Source organism: Lysobacter sp. FW306-1B-D06B (assembly GCF_038446665.1).
Lineage (GTDB): Bacteria > Pseudomonadota > Gammaproteobacteria > Xanthomonadales > Xanthomonadaceae > Lysobacter_J.
This window is the reverse complement of the sequence record NZ_CP151802.1, coordinates 4,215,675-4,235,567: the sequence shown is the minus strand read 5'-3', so window position 1 is coordinate 4,235,567 and position 19,893 is coordinate 4,215,675. Positions and strand designations below refer to the sequence as shown.

Below are 19,893 nucleotides of genomic sequence, written 5' to 3'. Positions count from 1 at the left end.
ACCCGATCACGCGGGGCGCACAAACAGACACCGGCCGAAACCTCTGCGGTAGCGCCGCGTTTTCCCTCCCCTCAAAACAGCGAACCGGACCCTTCTGGAGTTTCCGAATCCTCGCCCGCCCCACGCGCCCAGCCTCCCGCGCCGTAAGGGCCCGGCGACCGCGCTGCCGGCTTGGCGGCACGAGTCTGCGCCTGGCGGTGCGCCGCTTCGGCCATCACCTTGAACTGGCGTTCGCGCTGCAGCCACAGTTCCTCGGCAGTGTCGGCAGGTTTGCGCGCCGCCACGTCCTCTTCCAGCCCCGTTTCCGGGATCTTGGAGAAGGGAATCCGCATCGGCGCCGCGTCCTGCTCCAGCGCCTCCTGCATCGCCCCGAAGTAGAGCGTGTTGTTGCCATAACGTTGATTGATCGAATCCAGCGCGGCGCTGATCGCCTTGGCTCGCCCGCGTGACGCCATCAGCTCCTGGGTAATGCTGCCCGCGGACTCCAGTTGGGTCAGCGTCACGGCCACCGATAGAGGCGGATTGCGCTTCGGATTCCAGCGCCGCTGCCGGCTGTCGGATTCGAGCGATGCCAGTTCGTCGCCCAGCAGGCGCAGCAGTGCCGGCGTATCGTCCAGCGGGGCGAACGCAAGGTCGCGTTCGAAGCGGGCATCCGCGCCGACGAAGCGGATCCGTATCGACATGCCGCCGGCCAAGTGCCCTTCATGCCTTAGCCGCATCGCCGCCTTGGCGAGAAGCTTGAACAGCACCGCGCGCGCTCCTTCGAAGCTGCGCAACTCCGGCCCCAGAACGTGCGAGTGCCCGAGCGAGCCGCGTTTTTCGCTTCGCCCCGGCAGTTCATGGCCGCGAAGTTGCAGCCAGTAGCGTTCGCCCTCGATGCTTCCCCAGGCGGTGCGCAGTTGCTGGCGCGAGGCCGCGCATAGCTGTTCCGCGGTCTGGATGCCGGCCCGACGCAGGCGTTGCTCCACCGCCGGACCGATCCCGCAGAAGTCGCGCAGGTCCAGCGCATGCAGCGCATGAGGAAGGTCCTCTGCCTCCAGCACGGTCAAGCCGTCCGGCTTGCGCATGTCCGAAGCGGTCTTGGCGAGGAAACGGTTGGGCGCGATGCCGATCGAGCAACGGATCGCGGGGCTCAGGCCCTCGTCGACGAAGCGCTGCTTGATTCGCTGCGCAATCGCTTCGGCATTTGAGCGCTCGCGCTCGCGACCGATCAACCAGCACGGCACCTCATCGATCGATTCGGCCTTTCCGTGAGGAATGCAGTCTTCGATCGCCGCCATCAGCCGGTGATGCATGGCGATGTAACGCGCGGGCCGTGCCTCGCGCAGCACCAGGTCGGGGCACAGCTCCAGCGCCTCCCAGACGGGCGTTCCCGTCTTCACGCCGAAGGCCTTGGCCTCGTAACTGGCGGCGATGGCGCAGGTGGTGGCCGACATCACCGGCACGACGGCCACCGGACGCCCCAGCAATGCCGGCTCGTCGTACTGCTCCACCGAAGCGAAGTACGAGTTGAAGTCGACGAAGAGGCAGCGCAGGGTCATGTCGGGCCGGGCCGGTCGATCGGACCAGGAAAGTGTCGCCCCGCGGTGTCGCCGCGGGGCATGCGATGCGATGGTCGGCCGAGCGGATCTCAGTAGACGAGACTCGCAACCCCGGAGATCCTCGAAATCACAGGACCGTCGGCGGCTCTCCGCCCACGATCACCACGTCGGCCGGCCGACGCGCGAACAGGCCCACGCTGACCACGCCGGGAATCTGATTGATGGCCTGCTCCAGTGCGACCGGATCGACGATCGACAGACCATGGATGTCCAGGATGACGTTGCCGTTGTCGGTGATCACGCCGGTGCCGTCCGCATTCTGGCGCCATACCGGCTGTGCACGCGTCATGGCCTGGATTTCGCGCGCGACCAGACTGCGCGCCATCGGGATGACTTCCACCGGCAGCGGGAACTTGCCCAGCACGTCCACGCGTTTGCTCGGGTCGACGATGCACACGAAGGTGCGACTGGCCTCGGCAATGATCTTCTCGCGCGTGAGCGCCGCGCCGCCGCCCTTGATCAGACGCTTGTGGGGATCGCACTCATCGGCGCCGTCGACATACAGCGACAGCGTGCCGGTGGCGTTGAGGTCGAGCACTTCGATGCCGTGCGCGCGCAGGCGTTGCGTGCTCTGTTCCGAGCTCGAGACCGCGCCCTTGATGCGGTCCTTCACGCGCGCCAGCGCGTCGATGAAGAAGGCGACGGTGGACCCGGTGCCGACACCGACGATCATGCCGTCCTCGACGTACTCGATGGCTTTCTCGCCGGCCAGGCGCTTGGCTTCGCTCATGTGGTGTTTGCTTCGATGAGGGGGATTCGGGGAGCGCGTCGCGTCCGCGCGCGCAGCGTCATTCGAGGGAAAGCAGGTACTTCCACTGCGCCGACGACACGGGCAGCACCGACAGGCGATTGCCCCGCCGGATCAGCGCGAAATCCTCGCCGAGCTTGTCAGCATGCAGCTTCAGTTCGTCCAGCGTGATCGTGCGCTTGAGCTTGCGATCGAACGCGACGTCAACCAGGAACCAGCGCGGTTCCTCGCGCGAGCTCTTGGCGTCGTAGTAGTCGGATTTCGGATCGAACTGCGTCGCGTCCGGGTAAGCCTTACTCGCCACCGTCGCCGTACCGACGATGCCGGGCACGTCGGTGTTGGAGTGGTAAAACAGCACGCCGTCGCCGACCTGCATGCCGTCGCGCATGAAATTGCGCGCCTGGTAGTTACGCACGCCGTTCCACGGCTCGGTGCCGACACGTTGCAGATCGTCGATGGAGAACGTGTCCGGTTCGGACTTCATCAGCCAGTAGCGGCGGCGGGCGCTCATGCGGGGCTCCTGCAGTCGAGCGTGGTCGATCCGGTGCAGACCGCATCCAGGGCTACGTCCCAGTCGGCGCGGTCGAGTGCGTCGACGCGCTGCACGTCGAACGCGGCTCCCACCAGCCACGGTGGTGCGGCGTGCTGGTGGCGGAATGCGAAACTTCGATCGTACCAACCGCCGCCCATGCCGAGCCTGTGCCCGCGTTCATCGAACGCCACCAACGGTGCCACGACGAGGCTCATCTGCTCCGGCTCCAGCAGTGACGTTTCGGCGATATCGGGCTCCGGAATGCCGTGGCGGTTACTGACCAGGGGATCGCCCGGACGCCAGGGTGCGAAGCGCAGGCGGCCGTCCTCGCTGAGCACCGGCAGGCAGTAGATGCATTCGCGCGGCAGGCGCAGCTGCCAGACGTGCAGCGCGATCTCGCCGTCCGTGGCCCAGTAGCCGGCGACGTAACCCGATGCGGGCGCGAAGGGCAGGGCCAGCAGTTGTTGCGCGAGGCGTTCGGCGGCGGCGATGCGTTCCGCCGCGGGAAGCTCACGGCGACGGTTGCGGAGTTCGCGGCGCAGCGCCGTGCGGTCGACCGTCATGCAGCGCGGAATCCTGTGGTGCGGCGGCGTGGGGCCGGCCGGTGGACGGGAAACATCGGGTGGACGCGCGCTCGCGTCCTGCACAAAAAGTTCGGGCGCGAATCCGCGCCCGAGCTGGGTGGCGGCGTTTCCGCCGCGACCGTGAGATGGAAGTCCTCCGCCAATGACGATGCTTGCGAAACGACCTTGAACCCGGGGTTCAAGTGGGGACGCTTGGATGCCTTCGGGCTTCCCGCTACAAGGCGGACTTGCACTCCGGGCCTCCGTCGCACCCCCGGTGTCGTCATTAAGGGGCAAGGCGAATGTTTGCGCACGCTGTCGCGCACAGCAGAGGACGAGGCGGAAGTATAGCGCGCTGACCTGTTCGTGCGTGCCCGCTCGTCGGTGCCGGCGATGGAATGATTCAGTGCGGAAACGCGTAGCGCCGTTCAGCGTTGCGATCAGCGCGTCGGCGCGTCGAACAGATCGTCCAGCCGACGGTGCAACGTGCTCAGCGTGCGCTCCAGCTCGCGGTCGCGCGCGGCCAGTTCGTCACGCAGCTGCTGCAGATCGTGTGCGAGATTCAATGCCGCCAGCACCGCGACGCGATCGAGCGCCGCCATGCGGTTATTGCCGCGGACTTCGCGCATCTTGCTGTCGAGCAGCTTCGCCGCCGACTGCAGGCTGTCGCGTTCGCCGGGCTCGCAACCCACGGTGTACTCGCGGTCGAGCAGGCGGATGCTGACGACTTCGCTGGTGGTGCTCATGGCGTGCTCATGTGTGCTGTTCCAGCGACTTCAGCCGCGCGATCATCGCCTCGACCCGCGTGCGCGCCTGTTCGTTCTTGGCGAGCAGCGTGGAGCGTTCGCCCATCAGCTGTTCCTGTTGCTGGCGCAGGCTGCGGTTCTCCTCGTTGAGGCGACGCGCACGTTCGGCCAACTGCTCGACACGGTCGGCCAGCGACTGCAGTTGGGCGATCAGTTGGGCCTGTTCCATGGCGGGCACGATAGCAGGGCGGGGTGACGGGTCAAGGGCGCGCCCGGACGGGGCGGCGCGCCCGTTCACCCGGTCAGGAGACCGTGCCCACCGTCCCGCTGCCCACCGGCACCGAGTGCGGCGTCCAGGCGCGGATGAAGGACAGGCAGCTGGCGGCCTCCAGCGGGCGGGCGAGCCAATACCCCTGGATCTCGTCGCAGCCGCGCCCGCGCAGGAACTGCATCTGCGCCTCGGTCTCCACGCCCTCGGCGATCACGGTCAGGCCCAGCGAATGCGCCATCGCGATGACCGTGGTGGTGATGGCCTCGTCGTCGGCGTCGCGGGTGAGGTCGCCGATGAACTCCTTGTCGATCTTCAGCGTGTGGATCGGCAGGCGCTTGAGATAGGCCAGCGACGAATAGCCGGTGCCGAAGTCGTCGATGGCCAGGCCCACGCCCAGCGAACGCAGCGCGTCCAGCGTCGCCGAGGTCTGCCCGGCGTTGGCCATGATCACGCTTTCGGTCAGTTCCAGCTGGAGCATCTCCGGCGGCACGCCGCTCTCCACCAGTGCACGCGCGACCTGCTTGGGCAGGTTGCCGCGCAGCAGCTGCAGCGCCGACACGTTCACCGCCATCGTCAGCTGGTCCAGGCCGCGCAGGCGCCAGCCCTTGAGGACGCTGCACGCTTCGCGCAGGGCCCATTCGCCGATGTCCAGAATCTGCCCGCTTTCCTCCGCCAGCGGGATGAACTGCGCCGGCGAGATATCGCCCAACTCCGGACTGGTCCACCGCAGCAGCGCTTCCACGCCGGTGATGCGCGAATGGTCCAGCGACAGCTTCGGCTGGAAGACCAGGCGCAACTCGTTGCGATCGAGCACGCCGCGCAAGGCCGCGGAGATCGTCGCGCGACCGCGGATCTCCACGTCCATCGCCTCGGTATAGCGCATGAAGGTGCGACGGCCCGCGGCCTTGGCCTGGTACATCGCGGTGTCGGCATGCTTGAGCAGGTCCGTCGGCACCGTCGCGTGATCGGGGTACAGGCTGATGCCGATCGAGGGCGAAATGACGACGTCATGGCGCTGGTCCAGGTCCAGCGGCGCTTCGAAAGCCGCCAGCACGTCGCGCGCGACCTGCTCGGAATGCTCGACGCTTTCCAGGTTCTCCAGCAGCACCGTGAACTCGTCGCCGCCCAGGCGCGCGACCGTGTGCTGCGCGCCCACCGCCTGTTGCAGGCGATGCGCGGCCGCGCGCAGGATGCGGTCGCCCGCAGCGTGGCCGAGCGAATCGTTGATGTCCTTGAAGCGGTCCAGGTCCAGGAACAGCATCGCGATGCGCGTGTTCTGCCGGCGCGCTTTCACGATCGCCCGCGACAGGCGTTCCGACAGCAGCGCGCGATTGGGCAGGCTGGTCAGCGTGTCGTAGTTGGCGAGGTAGCGCAGTTCCTGCTCGGCGCGCTTCTGGTCGGTGATGTCGCCCAGCACCGCGACGTAGTGGCCGTGCTGGCCGCCCGCGTCGAGCACTTCGCTGCCCTGGAACCAGCACAGGAATTCGTCGCCGTTCTTGCGCTGCTGCCAGATCTCGCCGGACCAGCGGCCATTGCGGCGCAGTTCGCTGCGCACGTGCTGGTAGAACGCCGGGTCGTGCTGGTCGCTGTCCAGCAGTCGGGTCGGGCGGCCGATCACTTCCGCGTCGGTGTAGCCCGTCATGCGGGTGAAGGCGGGGTTGACCGAGACGAAGCGGAACTCGCGGTCGAACACCGCCACCGCTTCGATCATGCTGTTGAGCACCTGGCCGGCGATGCGGCGGTCGCGCTCGGCGCTGCGGCTGGCGGTGATGTCGCGCGCGGTGCCGGCCACGCGCAGGGCGCGGCCGGTGGCGTCGCGTTCCACCACGCGCCCGCGTGCGCGCATCCACACCCATTTGCCATCGGGTTCGCGCACGCGGTGTTCGGACAGGTACAGCGCCGACTCGCCGCGCAGATGCCGGCGCAGCTGCGCGATGGCATGCGGCAGGTCGTCCGGGTGGATCTGCAGGTTCGCTTCCACCAGCGTCTGCACGCCGAGGTCCGGTGTCACGGCCTGGTCGTCGGCGCGCGTGCGGCGCAGCACGCGACGTTCCAGGTCGTAGTCCCAGAACTGTTCGCCGGAAGCCCACAGCGCGAGCTTGAGGCGTTCGTCGCGTTCGCGGATCTGGGCGAAGTAGCCACGCTCGCGACGGCGATCCTGATGCCGGCGCCATGCCAGTCCGCCGATGAGCGCAAGCAACGCCAGCACGCCCGCGGCGATCACCAGCGGATGCCGCCACAGCGGCGGCGCGACGTAGACCGGGATCTCCAGCGTGCGTTCGTTCCAGACGCCATGGCGGTTGGTGGCCTGCGCGAGGAACGTGTAATGGCCGAACGGAAGGCGCGAATAGGTGACATCCTGCGCGGTGCCGTTGTCGATCCAGTCCTTCTCGAAGCCGTCCATGCGGTAGCGGTAGCGCGTGGCCGCGGTGGGCGCGAAATCCAGCGCGCCGATACGCAGGCGCAGCAGGCCGTCGCCTTCGTCCAGCTCCAGGTTCGGTGCCCGCCACAGCGATCGCGGATCGGCCTTCGCCTGGCTGCCCACCCACGCGCCCAGCAGGCGCAGCGGCGCCGTATAGCCGGATTCGGGCATGCGCCTGGGGTCGAACAGGTTGAGCCCGCGAACGCCGCCGAAGACCACCCGGCCATCGTTGAGCTGCGCGACCGAGCCGCCGTGGAACTCCAGGTCCTGCAGGCCGTCGGCGAGGCCGTAGTTGCGCGTGCGCTCGTTGTGGATGTCGTAGCTGATGATGCCCGCCTGCGTGCTCAACCACAGGCGCCCCGCGGGCGCTTCGGCGATGGCGAACACCACCGGCACCAAGCTGCTGCTGAGCGTGCCCGTGAGCGGGTGGGCGAAGCGCACGCGGCCGTCCTTCTCTTCCACCACGCGGCTCAGTCCGGCGTGCGTGCCGACCCACAGCGAACCGTCGTGCGCCAGGTGCAGTGCGCGCACGCGGTTGCCGGGGAGGCTTTCCGCGTCGGTGTTGGAGTGGCGGAAATGACGCAGGCGTCCCGTCGCGGGATCGAGCACGTCCAGACCATCGCCGGTGCCGAACCACACGTGGCCGTGGCGGTCTTCGACGATGGCATGCACGACCGGATAACTCAGGCCGCTGGGGTCGTTCTCGCGATAGGCGTAGTGGGTCAGTTCACCACTGTCGGGACGGTAGCGATACACGCCGTAGCCATGGCTGCCGATCCACAACGTGCCGTCGCGGCCCAGGCTCAGCGTGCGCAACGGCGTGCGGCCGAGTTCCGGCACCGGCATCGACCGCGCCGCGCGTCGCTGCGGGTCCAGGCGGAACAGGCCGGCGTCGGTCGCCACCCACAGGTCGTTCGGGTCGGCGGGGGCGAAGGCGGTGACGTGCGGCGAGCGTCCGTCTTCGGTGAGCAGCGCGCTCAGGTCCTCGAAGCGGTCTTCGTCCTGGGCGTAACGGAACAGACGTGCGTTGTCCGTGCCGAGCCACAGCGCGCCGTCCTGCCCCTGCACGACCGAACGGATGCTGTCGGCCGAAGCCGGGCTGTCCGGCCGGCGCGGGTGCTCCAGGTTGAACACGTAGCGGAACCGCGTGCCGCGCGGGTCGGTGACGGCGATGCCGCGGAACTGGCCGCCGGTCCACAGCATGCCGCCGCGGTCGATCATCAGGGTGTTGATGGAGTCGTCCGGGAGACTGGCATCGATGCCCGGCTCTTCGCGCACCTCTTCGACCTGACCCGACACCGGGTCGAACCGGCGCAGGCCGTAGCCGTACACGGAGAACCACAGGTGCCGGTCCGGCGCCTGCGCGATCGCGCGCACCATCGGCACGGAGTCCTCCGCCCAGGCTTGCTGCGGCCAGGCGCGCACCAGCTCGCGGCCGTTGCTGTGCAGCCGGAACAGCCCGTCGCGACGGCCCAGCCAGAGCTGGCCGGCGCCGTCCTGGAACAGTGATGTCACCGCGTCGGCCGGGCCGATGCGTTCGGGCAGGCTGCCGTCGAGCCGGTACAGCCCCTGCGGGCCGCCCCACCAGGCCACGCCATCGCGCGTGACCAGCAGGCTCTGCCGGCTGGCGCTGCCCAGCACCTGCGTCTCCAGCGGCACGACGGTCTGGCGCTGCGTGGTCTGTGGGTCCAGCCGCTCCAGGCCGGCCATCGTCCCGACCCAGACCTGCCCGCGGTGCGGCAGCACGGCCATCACCTGGCGATGCGGATGCGCGTTGCCCGACGCGCGGAAACGGCGGATCTGACCGTTGGCCAGGTCCAGCCGGCTGAGGTATTCGGAATAGGTGCCGACCCACAGCGCCTTGTCGCCGTCGAGCGCCAGCGCGGTGATGTGGCTGTCGGGCAGGCTCGCCGGGTCGCGCGGGTTGTGCCGGTAGGGCAGGTAGCGCTGGCCGTCGTAACGGTGCAGGCCGCCCTGCGTGGCCACCCAGACGTAGCCCTGGCTGTCCTGGGCGAGCGCGGTGACGGTGTTCTGGACCAATCCCCGATCGCTGCCCAGGCGGTCGAAGTAGAAATCCCGCGTGGCGGCGCCCGCCGTCCCGGCCAGGGCTGCCACGAGCACGAATGCCGACCCGGCCAGCCGGGCGGCGGAGAAGAAGGTCTGGCGATGCAACGAACACCCCTTGGCAGCGTCTGCAGCGCTGCTGTGCGCAGTGTAGGCAGGCGTTCGCGCCGGCAACAACCATCGGGTTGTTACACTGCGGCCCGTCCCCCGCTTTCAACCCAGTTTCCAGTCCTCGTGTCCGAAATCGAACTGCCCGACGTGACCGCAATCGAGGCCGAGAGTCGCCAGCTGGCGCTCGCCGCTTCTCCCTATGAACTCCACGGCGGCCTGTGCGGCTGGCTGGCCGGCGGCGGTGCCTCGCTGCGGGAGTGGCCGGCCAAGGTGCTGGCCGACGACGCCCTGCCGACGCCGGCCCCCGGCACTGCGCTGGACGAACTGCGCCTGGCCAGCGCCGCGCAGCTGGCCGACCGCAGCTTCGACTTCGCCCTCCTGCTGCCCGACGCCGACGCCTCCCTGGCCGAGCGCAGCGGCGCGCTGTTCGAGTGGTGCCGCGGATTCCTGGGTGGCTTCGGACTGTCCGCCGGCGCCAAGCCGCGCCTGTCGGAAGAGAGCCGTGAAGCGCTCGGCGACCTGGCCAAGCTCGCCGCCGCGCAGGCGCAGAGCGACGGCGACGAGGAAGACGAGGAAGCGCTGGTGGAAATCGAGGAGTTCGTGCGCGTGGCCGTGCTGCTGCTGCACGGCGACTGCGCGCTGGCGGCGCAGCATCGGCAGAAGTTGAACTGACTTAGGTATTCGGGATTCGGGATTGGGGATTCGCAAGAGCGAAAGCATGAATGCCCCGCTTTTCCATCGAATCCCGAATCCCGAATCTCCAATCCCAAGTCAAATGCACAAAGCCCTCCGAATCCCCGACAAGGCCTACGCGAAGCGCCGCAAGCAGCTCATGCGCATGGCCGGCGACGACGCGATCGCGATCCTCCCGTCCGCGCCCGAACGCATCCGCAGCCGCGACACGCACTATCCGTACCGGCAGGATTCGGACCTGCTCTACCTCACCGGCTTTCCCGAGCCCGAAGCGGTGCTGGTGCTGGTGCCCGGCCGCAAGCACGGCGAGGTGATCCTGTTCTGCCGCGAGCGCGATCCCGAGCGCGAAGGTTGGGACGGCCCGCGTTTCGGTCCGGAAGGCGCGGTGGAAGCATTCGGCCTCGACGACGCGTATCCCATCACCGACCTCGACGACATCCTGCCCGGCCTGCTCGAAGGCCGCTCGCGCGTGTACTACCACTTCGGGCGCGACCAGGAGTTCGACCTCAAGCTGATCGGCTGGCTCAACCGCGTGCGCGCGATGGTGCGCCAGGGCGCGCAGCCGCCGCACGAATTCCTCGAGCTGGGCCACTTGCTCGACGAACTGCGCCTGTTCAAGGACCGCGACGAACTGCGCCTGATGCAGCGCGCCGCCGACATCAGCGTGCTGGCGCACGAAGCGGCAATGCACGCCGCGCGACCGGGCGTGCACGAGTACCAGCTGCAGGCCGAAGTCGAACGCGTGTTCCGTGCGAACGACGCCGATCCGGCGTACAGCAGCATCGTCGGTGCGGGCGCCAACGCCTGCGTGCTGCACTACCGCGCCAACGGCGCGCAGGCGAAGGACGGCGAACTCGTCCTCATCGACGCCGGCGCCGAGTACCGCGGCTACGCGGCCGACATCACGCGTACGTTCCCGGTCAACGGCCGTTTCACGAAGGAACAGCGCGTGTTGCACGACCTCGTCGGCGAGGCGCAGGCCGCCGCGCTAGCGGTGGCTCGTCCGGGCATCCCGTACGAAGCCGGTCACGTTGCCGCAGTGGAAACGTTGACCGAAGGCCTGCTGCGCCTGGGCCTGCTCAAGGGCAAGCTGGAGAAGAATCTCGCCGACGGCAGCTACCGCCGTTTCTACCGGCACAAGACCGGCCACTGGCTCGGGCTCGACGTGCACGATGTGGGCGAGTACCGCCTCGACGGCGAATCGCGCCTGCTCGAACCGGGCATGGTCTTCACCATCGAACCGGGCCTGTACGTGTCGAGCGACGACACCACCGTCGATGCGAAATGGCGCGGCATCGGCATCCGAACGGAAGACGACGTGCTCGTGACGCGCGACGAACCCGAAGTGCTCACCAACGCGCTGGCGCGCAGCGCCGACGAAATCGAAGCATTGATGGCCGCGCGCGGCTGAGCTGCCCGTGTTCCCTCTCCCCTTGCGGGAGAGGGACAGGCCGCCGAAGGCGACCAGGGAGAGGGGGGCGCGTCGCAGTAAACCGCACCGCGCAACCGCTTTGATCCGCATCAAACAGCCGCGTCCGCGGAAGCCTATGGTCGAACCATCACCGCCGTCGAACGCGGTGTCCGGTTCCCATAGGAGACAGACCATGCTCAAAGAAGTGGAAGGCGATCTGCTGCTGACGAACGCGCAGGTCATCGCACACGGCATCGCGCCGGAAGATCATTTCGACAGCGGACTGGCGCTGGCGCTGCGCGAACGGTGGCCGTCGATGGTGCGCGACTATCGCCACGCGATGCGCCGCGAGCCGCTGGAACCCGGCGACATCTGGGCGTGGAGCGGCGTGGACGAGGGCGGCCGGCGCATCGAGATCGTGAACCTGCTGACGCAGGACATGCATCGCGGCCATGCGGGCAAGGCGAGCCTGCTCAACGTCAGTCACTCGCTCAAGGCATTGGCGCGGCATGTGCGCGAAGAAGGCATCCGCAGCCTCGCGTTGCCGCGACTGGCGACCGGCGTGGGCGGCCTGGAATGGGTGGACGTGCGGCCGCTGGTGCAGCAGCACCTGGGCGAACTCGGGATTCCGGTGATCGTCTACACGACCTACCACGCGGACGTGGCGGCGAACGAAGGATTGAGCGCGCAGCGGGACTTTTCGCCGGCTTGAGTCGATCCAGCCCCGTAGCCCCGTAGCCCCGTAGCCCGGGTAAGCGAAGCGCACCCGGGAACCCTGCCGCCCCGCGCCCCGGGTGCGGCCTACGGCCTTACCCGGGCTACGAGGAGCTCCGGGTGCGGGGCCCTTGTTCCGGCAGTTCGGCATCGAAGACGCACGGCTGCCATGGCGATGGCGCGCCGGCTTCGGATCGCCCGGCCCGGCCATCCATCCATGGCCGGTCGTTCGCAGCCTACGCGGCAGTGCGCAGCTAGGCTGCGAACCCCTCGCGCGTGAGGTTCAACGGCGCCACATCGGTGCAGGCCACATCGTCCTCGATGCGGATGCCGCCGAAGGGTTTGAACGCGTCCACGCGCGCCCAGTCGATGCTGTCGCCGTGGCCGTTCTTCTTCACTTCGTCCAGCAGCATGTCGATGAAGTACAGGCCCGGCTCGATCGTCACCACCATGCCAGGCTCCAGTACGCGCGTCAGGCGCAGGTACGGATGGCCGTCCGGCTTGGCGATCGTGCCGCCTTCGTCGCTGGCCGCAAAGCCGGCCACGTCGTGCACCTGCAGGCCGATGCCGTGGCCGATGCCGTGCGGGAAGAACGCGCTGCTCACACCCGTGGCGACGGCGGCTTCGGGCGAGACGTTGATGATGCCGAAGTCCTTCAGCACGTTCGCCAGCGCGAGGTGCGCGTCGAGGTGGATCTGCCTGTAGTCCACGCCCGCGCGCACCTGGTCGCACATCTTCAGCTGCGCGCCGTCGACGGCGTCGATCATCGCCTGGAACTCACTGCCGGCATCGTGCGCGTAGGTGCGCGTGATGTCGCAGGCGTAGCCGTGGTGCGCGGCGCCGGCGTCGATGAGGAAGCTGCGCGGCGATTGCGGCGCGACCACGTCGCGGTCGGTGTAATGCAGCACGGCGCCGTGCTCGTTGAGCGCGATGATGTTGCTGTACGGCAGGTCGTTGGCGTCCTGCGCGGCGGCCTGGCAATAGACCAGGTGGATGCCGAACTCGCTCGCGCCGGCGCGGAACGCGCGCTCGGCCGCGCGGTGCGCACGCACGCCGCGGCGCGTGGCCTGGCGCATCATCTCGATTTCGTACGGCGTCTTGAACGCGCGGTGGTACTCCAGGTAGTTCACCACCGGCGCCGGGTTGTTCGGCACGAAGCCGCCGACCGCGCTGAGCGGCTCGCCCAGGATCGCGCAGCGCGCCGGATTCGCCGGCAGGTGCTGCAGCGCTTCCTGCGGTGTGCGGATGACGACGATGTCGAAGTGCTCGACCCAGTAACCGCTCGGCGCCGACGGCACGACGTGCCAGTAGTCGAACGGCTGCAGGAAGATCAGCTTGGGCTTCTGGCCCGGCGTGACGACCAGCCAGCTGCCCGGCGCGCGCGTGAGCGGCAGCCAGGCCTTGAACTGCGGGTTCACCGCGTACGGGTAGTCGCGGTCGTCGAAGACCTGGTAGTGCGACGTGCCGCTGGGCACGACCAGATGCTCGAAGCCGCCGCGGGCCAGGGCCTGCTCGGTGCGGCGGTGCAGCTGGGACAGGTGGTGCGGGTAAAGCTCGGCGACAGTGGTCATTCGAATGCGGTCTGGGGCGAATTTCTTGCGCCTATTCTGCCGCAAAGCCGCGGGCATTCTGCTTCTCCCCGCTTTGCACGGGGAGGTTGGGAGGGGGTGTGAGGCGCGTATGCGCCGAACGTTCGTACAGGGAGCTCGCCGCTGCGCGGCTTCGCGACTCATCCGCACCCCCCTGCACGCAGGGGAGGGAGACTCAGGCGCGCCTCATGCGCGGCGCGCGGCACGCGGCCTGTTCAGATCGGCTTGCCGTGCCCGGATTCCAGCCAGTGGCGAAGCTGCTGCAGCTCGCTCTCCAGCATGGTGATGAAGCGGAAGCCCGACCACGTCTGGCCCGGCGTGCTGGTGTCGTCCTGCCACAGCAGGTGCGCGCCGACTTCGATCGGCGCGCTGTTGGAATAGCCGTTCTGGTGCGGGGCGCCGCGCAGGTTGAAGCGCAGCTGGTACAGACCGTCCTCCACCAGTGGCGTGGTCGCGATCAGCAGCATGCCGGTCTCCGACAAGTTGCTGAGCTGGCCGATCACGGTGTCGGTCATGGTGTCGACGACCTGGACCGGGTCCTGGATCGCACGGCGGCGTGCGCGGCGGAACTCTTCCATCATGCGTGAGCCTCCGAGGTGCTGTTGTGTCCGACGAGCTGGCCGAGTGCGCCCATCACGGCGCTCCAGGCGCGATCCACCAACCGGCTCTTTTCTTCGGTGACGATACGCACGCGCCCGGCGGACATGTGCCGCGCGAGGCTGTCCAGCGACTGCTCCGCCACGCGCTGGCCGCGCTGGTTCACGAACAGCGCGTTGTCGGTGACCGGACTGAACCACGACAGGCGGCGGCGCACGACCTCGCCGGTTTCGCCCAGGTCGAACTCGAACCACGTCCCGAACGGAAGCGTGCGCAGGTGGCGCCAGCACTCCTGTTCCTTGGGCGAGCGATCGGGAAGCTTCGGTGCAGGCGCTTCTTCGGTGCCCAGGCGGGTGCGCGCCTTGAGCTTGAGCGCCAGTTCGGTGCGCGAGGCGGCGTCGTCGTCATTGGCCGCCGCCGCGCCGGTGACGAGCTGGCGCGAGATCGCGCCGGCGTCCTCGACGTGGTAGCCGACCTGCGTCAGCGCGGCCTCGATGTCCTCGCCCAGTGCATGCGTGACCTGCCCGCGTTGCCCCGCCACATTGGCGGCGACGATCTCGCGCGTCGCGGCCAACTGGCGTTGCCATTCCTCCGAATCCTCGCCGCTGCGCAGCAGGGTCAGGGTGAGCACGTCCGTCCACGCCTGGCTCAGCAGCGTCTGCACGAAGCGCGGCAGTTTCTGGTCGCTGATGATGCCGGTGATCGCCTCGCTGGCCTGGCGCTTGGCCATCACCAGCTTCTCCTTGCCGCGCGCGGCTTCGACGTGCCGGCGCTCGGCGACTTCCGCCTTGCGCGCCATCGAACGCAGGTGGTCCTGCAGCTGGCGGTTGGCGTTCTCGAACACGCCGGGGTCGCCGTCGTAGTTCTCCACGACGTGGTCCACCGCACGGCGCAGCTGGTCGTTGAGCTGCGGGTCGGTTTCGTCCTTGGGAACCCAGTGCGCGCCCGCCTCGGCGACGGCGTTGAGCAACTGGCGTGCCGGATGTTCGTTGCGGACGAAGAAGCCGCGATCCTGCAGCGCCAGCCGCACCAGCGGCACCTGCAGGCGGTTGAGCAGGGTGGAGACTGCGGCGTCGGTGCGCAGTTCGCGGCCGATCTCGTTGTAGAACAGGTCCAGCAGCTCGAAGGCATCGCTGTCGTCGCGCGACAGGAATGCCGCCTCGCCACGCTGCTGGCGCGCCTGCGCGAGCAGCGTCTGGCGCACGTCGGTGAGGTTGCGCGGCGGGCTCTGGTGCAGCGGCAGGTCCTGCAACGAGGCCAGCGCGTTGACCAATTCATCCCGGGTCAGCGTGGGCCGCGCCGCGCCGCTGTCAGAGCCGGGGCGCAGCTTGCCCACCAGGTCGCGTCGCGCGGACAGCAACTGCTGCAACAGCGCGAAGGCCTCGTCCTCCATCGCCGGGCTCGACGGATCGTCGTCGGGCTGGCCGGGCCAGGCGGTCATCGGTCGCTGGCGGCCCGGGGCCGCATCGGTCGGGTCGCCGCCGCGTCGCGGGGCGTCCTGCCGCTGCGGCGAGCGCGGACGCACCGGCACGAACGACAGGCTCGGCAGCACGTTCTCGCGCGCGAGCAGGGCGTTCATCGTCTCCACCAGCTGGGCGTAGCCGGTCATGACCTGGTGATCGAAGACCTTGTACAGATGCAGTCGCGCTTCGGCGCTGATCTGCAGCGCGTGCGCGGCCTCGGACAGGATGCGCCCCAGCGCATAGGGCCCCACCGGCAGCCGCTCCGCATCGAAGGCCGGCTGCCCCGCCAGCACGCCGAAGCGCTGGCCGAGCAGCAGCAGCGGCAAGCCGGCGCGGGATTCCTGGCGCGCGGCGATGGTGTGCAGTTGGTTGGCCTCGTCGACCTCCCCGTGCTCGACCAGGCGCAGGTCGCGGAAGGCCGGCACGGCGCCGTCGCCCTCTACGGGCGCGGCGATCGGATCGCGGATCGTCGTCAGCTCGCTCTCGACCAGCGCCAGGAAGCGCGGTACCAGGTCGGCGCGGTTGAGTCGCGTGGTGCGCAGGGTTTCAAGGTGGCTGGCCTGCTGCGCGGGATTGCGCGCCAGGTCGGCGTGCTTGAAAAGTTGCTGCTCGAACTCGCCGAGCATCGCCTCGAGCTGGCGGGACATTTCGTCCGAGACCAGCGCGTAGAGATGCTCGAGCACTCGCCGCACGCGCCTGGGCAGCGCGGCCGAGGCGAGGGTAGGGCGAGGGATCGAACTGCCAAGAGGTTCGAACGTTGCGGACATGCGGGATCACCGTGTCGATCGGGACGATCATGCATCGGCCCATCGTGCCCCGCCAGCCTTGCCGCTCAGGCGGTCCCTCAGGGGGCGACCACTCGATGAAACGGCGCGAGAGATAAACAGCGGCCAGCGTGACCCGGCGAACGCGATTGTCCACTGGACAATCCGAGCGGCCGCGACCGCCCTGCCGGCGCGGGAGCGAAGCGCCACTTTCGAAGGAATGCGCGGCGAATGCCGTGTTTCCGCGACGATCAGACCACCGTGTAGCCGGCCACTTCGTGCGCGGACGTGGTCCCGGTCCCGCCGTCGAGGAAGAGCTCGATGACGTCGTTGGTGAAGCGCCGGCCGAGCTCGGTCGGACGCACGCGATCACCGTCGATCGCCAGCCACCCCTGCGCGACTGCAGCATCGAGTTGCGCGGAGATGGTCGAACGCGGCAGCCCGGTGCGCGCATCGAAAGCGTCGAGCGAGAACCCGTCCACCAGTCGCAGCGCATTGAGCATGTATTCGAACGCGCGCCGGTCCGGGGCGATGCGGTCGTCGCCGCCGATCGCCTCGGCATGCCCGGCGCGGGCGAGGTACTGGGTCGGGTGCTTGACCTTCCAGCGACGCAGGATGTCCTGTTCGGCGCCCAGGGTGATCTTGCCGTGCGCGCCCGCGCCGATGCCCAGGTAGTCGCCGTACTGCCAGTAGTTGAGGTTGTGCAGGCACTGCCGGCCGGGCTGCGCGTAGGCGCTGACTTCGTACTGCGCGTAGCCCGCCTGCGCGAGCATCGCCTGGCAGTGCTCCTGCATGTCCCAGCTGGCGTCGTCGTCGGGGATGTCGCGCGGCGGGCGCGCGGCGAAGACGGTGTTCGGCTCCAACGTCAGCTGGTAGTGGCTGACGTGCGTGGGCTGCAGGGCGAAGGCGCGCGCCAGGTCGTGCTCGGCCATCGCCAGCGTCTGCCCGGGCAGGGCGTACATCAGGTCCAGGTTGAAGTTGTCGAAGCCGGCGTCCTGCGCCAGCTTCACCGCCGCCTCGGCCTCGGCGCTGTCGTGGATGCGGCCCAGGCGCTTGAGGCTGTCGTCGTCGAAACTCTGGATGCCGAAGCTCAGGCGGTTCACGCCGGCGGCGCGGTAGAGCTCGAAGCGGCCGTGCTCGGCGGTGCCGGGGTTGGTTTCCAGCGTGATCTCGCAACCCGGCGCGAAGCGCAGGCGGCTGCTGGCGGCCTGCAGGAAGCGGTCGATGTGCTCGGGCGGGAACAGGCTCGGCGTTCCGCCGCCGAAGAACACCGAGTGCACGGTGCGACCCCAGACCAGCGGCAGGTCGTAGTCCAGGTCGGCCAGCAGGGCATCGACGTAGGTGTCGAACGGCAGCGCGCCGCGCCCTTCGTGCGAATTGAAATCGCAGTACGGGCACTTGCGCACGCACCAGGGCAGGTGGACGTAGAGCGAGAGGGGCGGCGTGGTGAGCACGTGGGCGTGGCGTGGAGCGAAAGGTCAGTCGTCGGCGTGGAACGTGCCGAGCGGGCGTTCGGTGAGCGTCAGGGCGTCGCCGCGCGCGTCCAGTTCGGCGTAGCGCGACGGCAGGTGGGCGCGGAAGGCAGTGTAGTCCTGCTCGCTGCGCCAGCGGTCGAGCGTGAGGTAGCGGCCGTCGCCGCGCAGCAGCTCGGTGCCCAGGTAGCCCGGAAACGTCCGGAACAGCGCGACCCAGTCACCGTCGGCGCCGTACATCGCTTCGAACGCGGCTTCCGAGCCGGGCCGAACCTCGTACTCCCAGACGATGACGTGCACGTCCGTCTACCGCGCCGCGTCCAGCAGCTGGCGTCGCAGCGCGGCCAGCGCGAGGCCGCGGTGGCTGATGCGGTTCTTCAGTTCGGCATCCAGTTCCGCCGCCGACAAGCCCTGCTCCGGATCGAGAAACACCGGGTCGTAGCCGAACCCGCCCGCACCGCGCCGTTCGCGCAGCACGCGGCCGCGCCAGATGCCTTCGGCGATCAGCGGCTGCGGGTCCTCGGCGTGGCGCAGCAGCACGATCACCGCATAGAAGTGCGCGGTGCGCTGCGCATCGGGCACGTCGCGCAGCGCGTGCAGCAGTTTGTCGATGTTCGCCTCCGCGTTGCCGTGCTCGCCGGCATAGCGCGCCGAGTAAAGGCCGGGCGCGCCGCCCAACGCATCCACGCAGATGCCGGAGTCGTCGCCCAGCGCGGGCAGGCCGGTTTCGCGTGCGGCTTTTCGCGCTTTCAGCAGCGCGTTCTCGACGAAGGTCAGGCCGGTCTCGTCGGCGTCGCTCACGCCCAGTTCGCCCTGCGTGACGATCTCGATGCCGCTGTCGTCCAGCAGTTCGCGGATCTCGGCCAGCTTGCCGCGGTTGCTGCTGGCGATGACCCAGCGTTCGGATGCGGCGCTCACGCCTTGGGCTCCAGCAGGTCCCAGCGGTTGCCGTACAGGTCTTCGAACACCGCCACGGTGCCGTAGGGCTCGTGGCGCGGCGATTCGAGGAAACGCACGCCGTGCGCGAGCATCGACGCATGGTCGCGCGCGAAATCGTCGGTGTGCAGGAAGAAGCCGACACGGCCGCCGGTCTGGTTGCCGACGCTCGCGCGCTGCTCCGCGCCATCGGCCTGCGCGAGCAGCAGCGCGGATTCGGCGCCGCTCGGCGCCACACGCACCCAGCGCTTGCCGCCGCCCAGGTCGATGTCGTCCAGCAGTTCGAAGCGCAGCGCGCCGGTGTAGAACGCGATGGCCTCGTCGTAGTCGTCCACGACGAGCGTGACGGTGGCGACGAAGCGCTTCATGGCTCAGCCTGCCAGCGCTTCGCGCTGCTTGACGATCAGTTCGGCGATGCCCGCTTCGGCCAGCGAGGTCAGCGCGTCGAGTTCATCGCGACGGAAGGCGTGGCCTTCGGCCGTGCCCTGCAACTCGATGAAACCGCCGCCGTCGTTCATGACGACGTTCATGTCGGTGTCGCAGTCGCTGTCCTCGGCGTAGTCCAGGTCCAGCACCGGCACGCCGCGATACACGCCGACCGACACCGCGGCGACGGCGCCGAAGATCGGATCGCGCGTGATCTCGCGCCGCGCCATCAGCCAGCGCACCGCATCGGCCAGCGCCACGTAGGCGCCGGTGATGGCCGCCGTGCGCGTGCCGCCGTCGGCCTGCAGGACGTCGCAGTCCAGCGTGATGGTGCGTTCGCCCAGCAGCTTGCGGTCGATGCAGGCGCGCAGCGAGCGGCCGATCAGGCGCTGGATCTCCAGCGTGCGCCCGCCCTGCTTGCCGCGCGCGGCCTCGCGGTCGGAGCGCGAATGCGTGGCGCGCGGCAGCATGCCGTACTCGGCCGTGACCCAGCCCTCGCCCTTGCCGCGCAGGAACGGAGGCACCTTGTTCTCCACGGTGGCGGTGCACAGCACGCGCGTTTCGCCGAAGCACACCAGCACCGAGCCCTCCGCGTGGCGGGTGAAGCCGCGTTCGATGCGGACCTCGCGCATCTGCGCGGGCGCGCGGCCGCTGGGGCGGGCGACGGTGGCCGGGGAGCCGGCGGAGGGGGCGACAGGCGAGCCGGACATGACCGAATTACCGTTTAGAGGGCGCGCGAGTTTACCATTCGCTCCCTGTCGGCCTTGGAT

General features: G+C 68.9%; 18 protein-coding genes and 1 other RNA gene. 3 read left to right on the top strand and 16 right to left on the bottom strand.

Annotated features, from left to right (window positions below; genetic code table 11):
- Positions 1-71: 71 nt before the first annotated feature.
- From AAFF32_RS19565 to AAFF32_RS19530, 8 genes are all read right to left on the bottom strand, one after another.
- Entirely contained in the window at positions 72-1,541 is a 1,470-nt protein-coding gene (locus AAFF32_RS19565) for a hypothetical protein (RefSeq protein ID WP_342316078.1), read from the bottom strand.
- Positions 1,542-1,668: 127 nt separating this feature from the next.
- Positions 1,669-2,331 carry a ribose-5-phosphate isomerase RpiA gene (rpiA, locus tag AAFF32_RS19560; RefSeq protein ID WP_216964152.1) on the bottom strand — a complete coding sequence of 221 codons (663 nt, stop codon included), beginning with the start codon at positions 2,329-2,331 and terminating at the stop codon, positions 1,669-1,671.
- Positions 2,332-2,389: 58 nt separating this feature from the next.
- Positions 2,390-2,860, bottom strand: a complete 471-nt coding sequence (locus AAFF32_RS19555; RefSeq protein WP_216964149.1) for an EVE domain-containing protein — start codon at positions 2,858-2,860, stop codon at positions 2,390-2,392.
- The gene (locus AAFF32_RS19550; RefSeq protein WP_216964147.1) at positions 2,857-3,444 is read right to left on the bottom strand and encodes a 5-formyltetrahydrofolate cyclo-ligase; all 588 of its coding nucleotides are present in this window, start codon (positions 3,442-3,444) and stop codon (positions 2,857-2,859) included. Before AAFF32_RS19550 ends, AAFF32_RS19555 begins: the two co-directional genes overlap by 4 nt.
- Before the next feature lie 150 nt (positions 3,445-3,594).
- Positions 3,595-3,781: non-coding RNA, 6S RNA (gene ssrS, locus AAFF32_RS19545), on the bottom strand.
- Between the two features lie 103 nt (positions 3,782-3,884).
- Positions 3,885-4,190, bottom strand: coding sequence for a cell division protein ZapA (locus AAFF32_RS19540; protein WP_216964144.1), 306 nt, complete (start codon positions 4,188-4,190; stop codon positions 3,885-3,887).
- A 7-nt stretch (positions 4,191-4,197) separates the two neighbouring features.
- Complete coding sequence (locus AAFF32_RS19535) at positions 4,198-4,419, bottom strand: TIGR02449 family protein (RefSeq protein WP_216964142.1); 222 nt, start codon at positions 4,417-4,419, stop codon at positions 4,198-4,200.
- A gap of 73 nt (positions 4,420-4,492) precedes the next feature.
- Positions 4,493-9,055 (bottom strand): EAL domain-containing protein, encoded by a 4,563-nt coding sequence (locus tag AAFF32_RS19530; RefSeq protein WP_216964140.1) that lies wholly within the window; start codon positions 9,053-9,055, stop codon positions 4,493-4,495.
- Between the two features lie 135 nt (positions 9,056-9,190).
- On the opposite strand from AAFF32_RS19530, the gene AAFF32_RS19525 reads away from it, so the two are divergent.
- The 3 genes from AAFF32_RS19525 to AAFF32_RS19515 all read left to right on the top strand — a co-directional run bounded on the left by AAFF32_RS19525 (position 9,191) and on the right by AAFF32_RS19515 (position 11,874).
- On the top strand, positions 9,191-9,730 hold the full coding sequence (locus AAFF32_RS19525) for a UPF0149 family protein (RefSeq protein ID WP_216964341.1): 540 nt from the start codon (positions 9,191-9,193) through the stop codon (positions 9,728-9,730).
- Positions 9,731-9,833: 103 nt separating this feature from the next.
- Entirely contained in the window at positions 9,834-11,162 is a 1,329-nt protein-coding gene (locus AAFF32_RS19520) for an aminopeptidase P N-terminal domain-containing protein (RefSeq protein WP_216964138.1), read from the top strand.
- A 193-nt stretch (positions 11,163-11,355) separates the two neighbouring features.
- The gene (locus AAFF32_RS19515) at positions 11,356-11,874 is read left to right on the top strand and encodes a macro domain-containing protein (protein ID WP_342316077.1); all 519 of its coding nucleotides are present in this window, start codon (positions 11,356-11,358) and stop codon (positions 11,872-11,874) included.
- 256 nt (positions 11,875-12,130) lie between these two features.
- Here AAFF32_RS19515 and pepQ read toward each other — a convergent pair whose 3' ends face one another.
- The 8 genes from pepQ to rph all read right to left on the bottom strand — a co-directional run bounded on the left by pepQ (position 12,131) and on the right by rph (position 19,833).
- Positions 12,131-13,447: a Xaa-Pro dipeptidase gene (gene pepQ, locus AAFF32_RS19510; protein ID WP_342316076.1), complete on the bottom strand. Its 1,317-nt coding sequence runs from the start codon at positions 13,445-13,447 to the stop codon at positions 12,131-12,133.
- A gap of 233 nt (positions 13,448-13,680) precedes the next feature.
- Positions 13,681-14,043 (bottom strand): PilZ domain-containing protein, encoded by a 363-nt coding sequence (locus AAFF32_RS19505; RefSeq protein ID WP_342316075.1) that lies wholly within the window; start codon positions 14,041-14,043, stop codon positions 13,681-13,683.
- Positions 14,043-16,292, bottom strand: coding sequence for a DUF1631 domain-containing protein (locus AAFF32_RS19500; protein ID WP_256448124.1), 2,250 nt, complete (start codon positions 16,290-16,292; stop codon positions 14,043-14,045). Before AAFF32_RS19500 ends, AAFF32_RS19505 begins: the two co-directional genes overlap by 1 nt.
- A gap of 248 nt (positions 16,293-16,540) precedes the next feature.
- Complete coding sequence (gene hemW / locus AAFF32_RS19495; RefSeq protein ID WP_342316074.1) at positions 16,541-17,743, bottom strand: radical SAM family heme chaperone HemW; 1,203 nt, start codon at positions 17,741-17,743, stop codon at positions 16,541-16,543.
- A 24-nt stretch (positions 17,744-17,767) separates the two neighbouring features.
- Positions 17,768-18,061, bottom strand: coding sequence for an antibiotic biosynthesis monooxygenase family protein (locus AAFF32_RS19490; protein ID WP_216964126.1), 294 nt, complete (start codon positions 18,059-18,061; stop codon positions 17,768-17,770).
- A gap of 6 nt (positions 18,062-18,067) precedes the next feature.
- Positions 18,068-18,679, bottom strand: a complete 612-nt coding sequence (gene rdgB / locus AAFF32_RS19485; protein WP_216964124.1) for an RdgB/HAM1 family non-canonical purine NTP pyrophosphatase — start codon at positions 18,677-18,679, stop codon at positions 18,068-18,070.
- A complete protein-coding gene (locus AAFF32_RS19480; protein ID WP_342316073.1) occupies positions 18,676-19,065 on the bottom strand; it encodes a VOC family protein in 390 nt (129 codons plus the stop codon). Before AAFF32_RS19480 ends, rdgB begins: the two co-directional genes overlap by 4 nt.
- 3 nt (positions 19,066-19,068) lie before the next feature.
- Positions 19,069-19,833, bottom strand: coding sequence for a ribonuclease PH (gene rph, locus AAFF32_RS19475; RefSeq protein WP_216964120.1), 765 nt, complete (start codon positions 19,831-19,833; stop codon positions 19,069-19,071).
- Positions 19,834-19,893 lie beyond the last annotated feature (60 nt).

What these genes read in the sequence shown, in the direction of transcription:
- AAFF32_RS19565 (WP_342316078.1), bottom strand. Translation starts at nt 1,541, where the DNA reads ATGACCCTGCGCTGCCTCTTCGTCGACTTCAACTCGTACTTCGCTTCG.
- rpiA (WP_216964152.1), bottom strand. Translation starts at nt 2,331, where the DNA reads ATGAGCGAAGCCAAGCGCCTGGCCGGCGAGAAAGCCATCGAGTACGTC.
- AAFF32_RS19555 (WP_216964149.1), bottom strand. Translation starts at nt 2,860, where the DNA reads ATGAGCGCCCGCCGCCGCTACTGGCTGATGAAGTCCGAACCGGACACG.
- AAFF32_RS19550 (WP_216964147.1), bottom strand. Translation starts at nt 3,444, where the DNA reads ATGACGGTCGACCGCACGGCGCTGCGCCGCGAACTCCGCAACCGTCGC.
- AAFF32_RS19540 (WP_216964144.1), bottom strand. Translation starts at nt 4,190, where the DNA reads ATGAGCACCACCAGCGAAGTCGTCAGCATCCGCCTGCTCGACCGCGAG.
- AAFF32_RS19535 (WP_216964142.1), bottom strand. Translation starts at nt 4,419, where the DNA reads ATGGAACAGGCCCAACTGATCGCCCAACTGCAGTCGCTGGCCGACCGT.
- AAFF32_RS19520 (WP_216964138.1), top strand. Translation starts at nt 9,834, where the DNA reads ATGCACAAAGCCCTCCGAATCCCCGACAAGGCCTACGCGAAGCGCCGC.
- AAFF32_RS19515 (WP_342316077.1), top strand. Translation starts at nt 11,356, where the DNA reads ATGCTCAAAGAAGTGGAAGGCGATCTGCTGCTGACGAACGCGCAGGTC.
- pepQ (WP_342316076.1), bottom strand. Translation starts at nt 13,447, where the DNA reads ATGACCACTGTCGCCGAGCTTTACCCGCACCACCTGTCCCAGCTGCAC.
- AAFF32_RS19505 (WP_342316075.1), bottom strand. Translation starts at nt 14,043, where the DNA reads ATGGAAGAGTTCCGCCGCGCACGCCGCCGTGCGATCCAGGACCCGGTC.
- AAFF32_RS19500 (WP_256448124.1), bottom strand. Translation starts at nt 16,292, where the DNA reads ATGTCCGCAACGTTCGAACCTCTTGGCAGTTCGATCCCTCGCCCTACC.
- AAFF32_RS19480 (WP_342316073.1), bottom strand. Translation starts at nt 19,065, where the DNA reads ATGAAGCGCTTCGTCGCCACCGTCACGCTCGTCGTGGACGACTACGAC.
- rph (WP_216964120.1), bottom strand. Translation starts at nt 19,833, where the DNA reads ATGTCCGGCTCGCCTGTCGCCCCCTCCGCCGGCTCCCCGGCCACCGTC.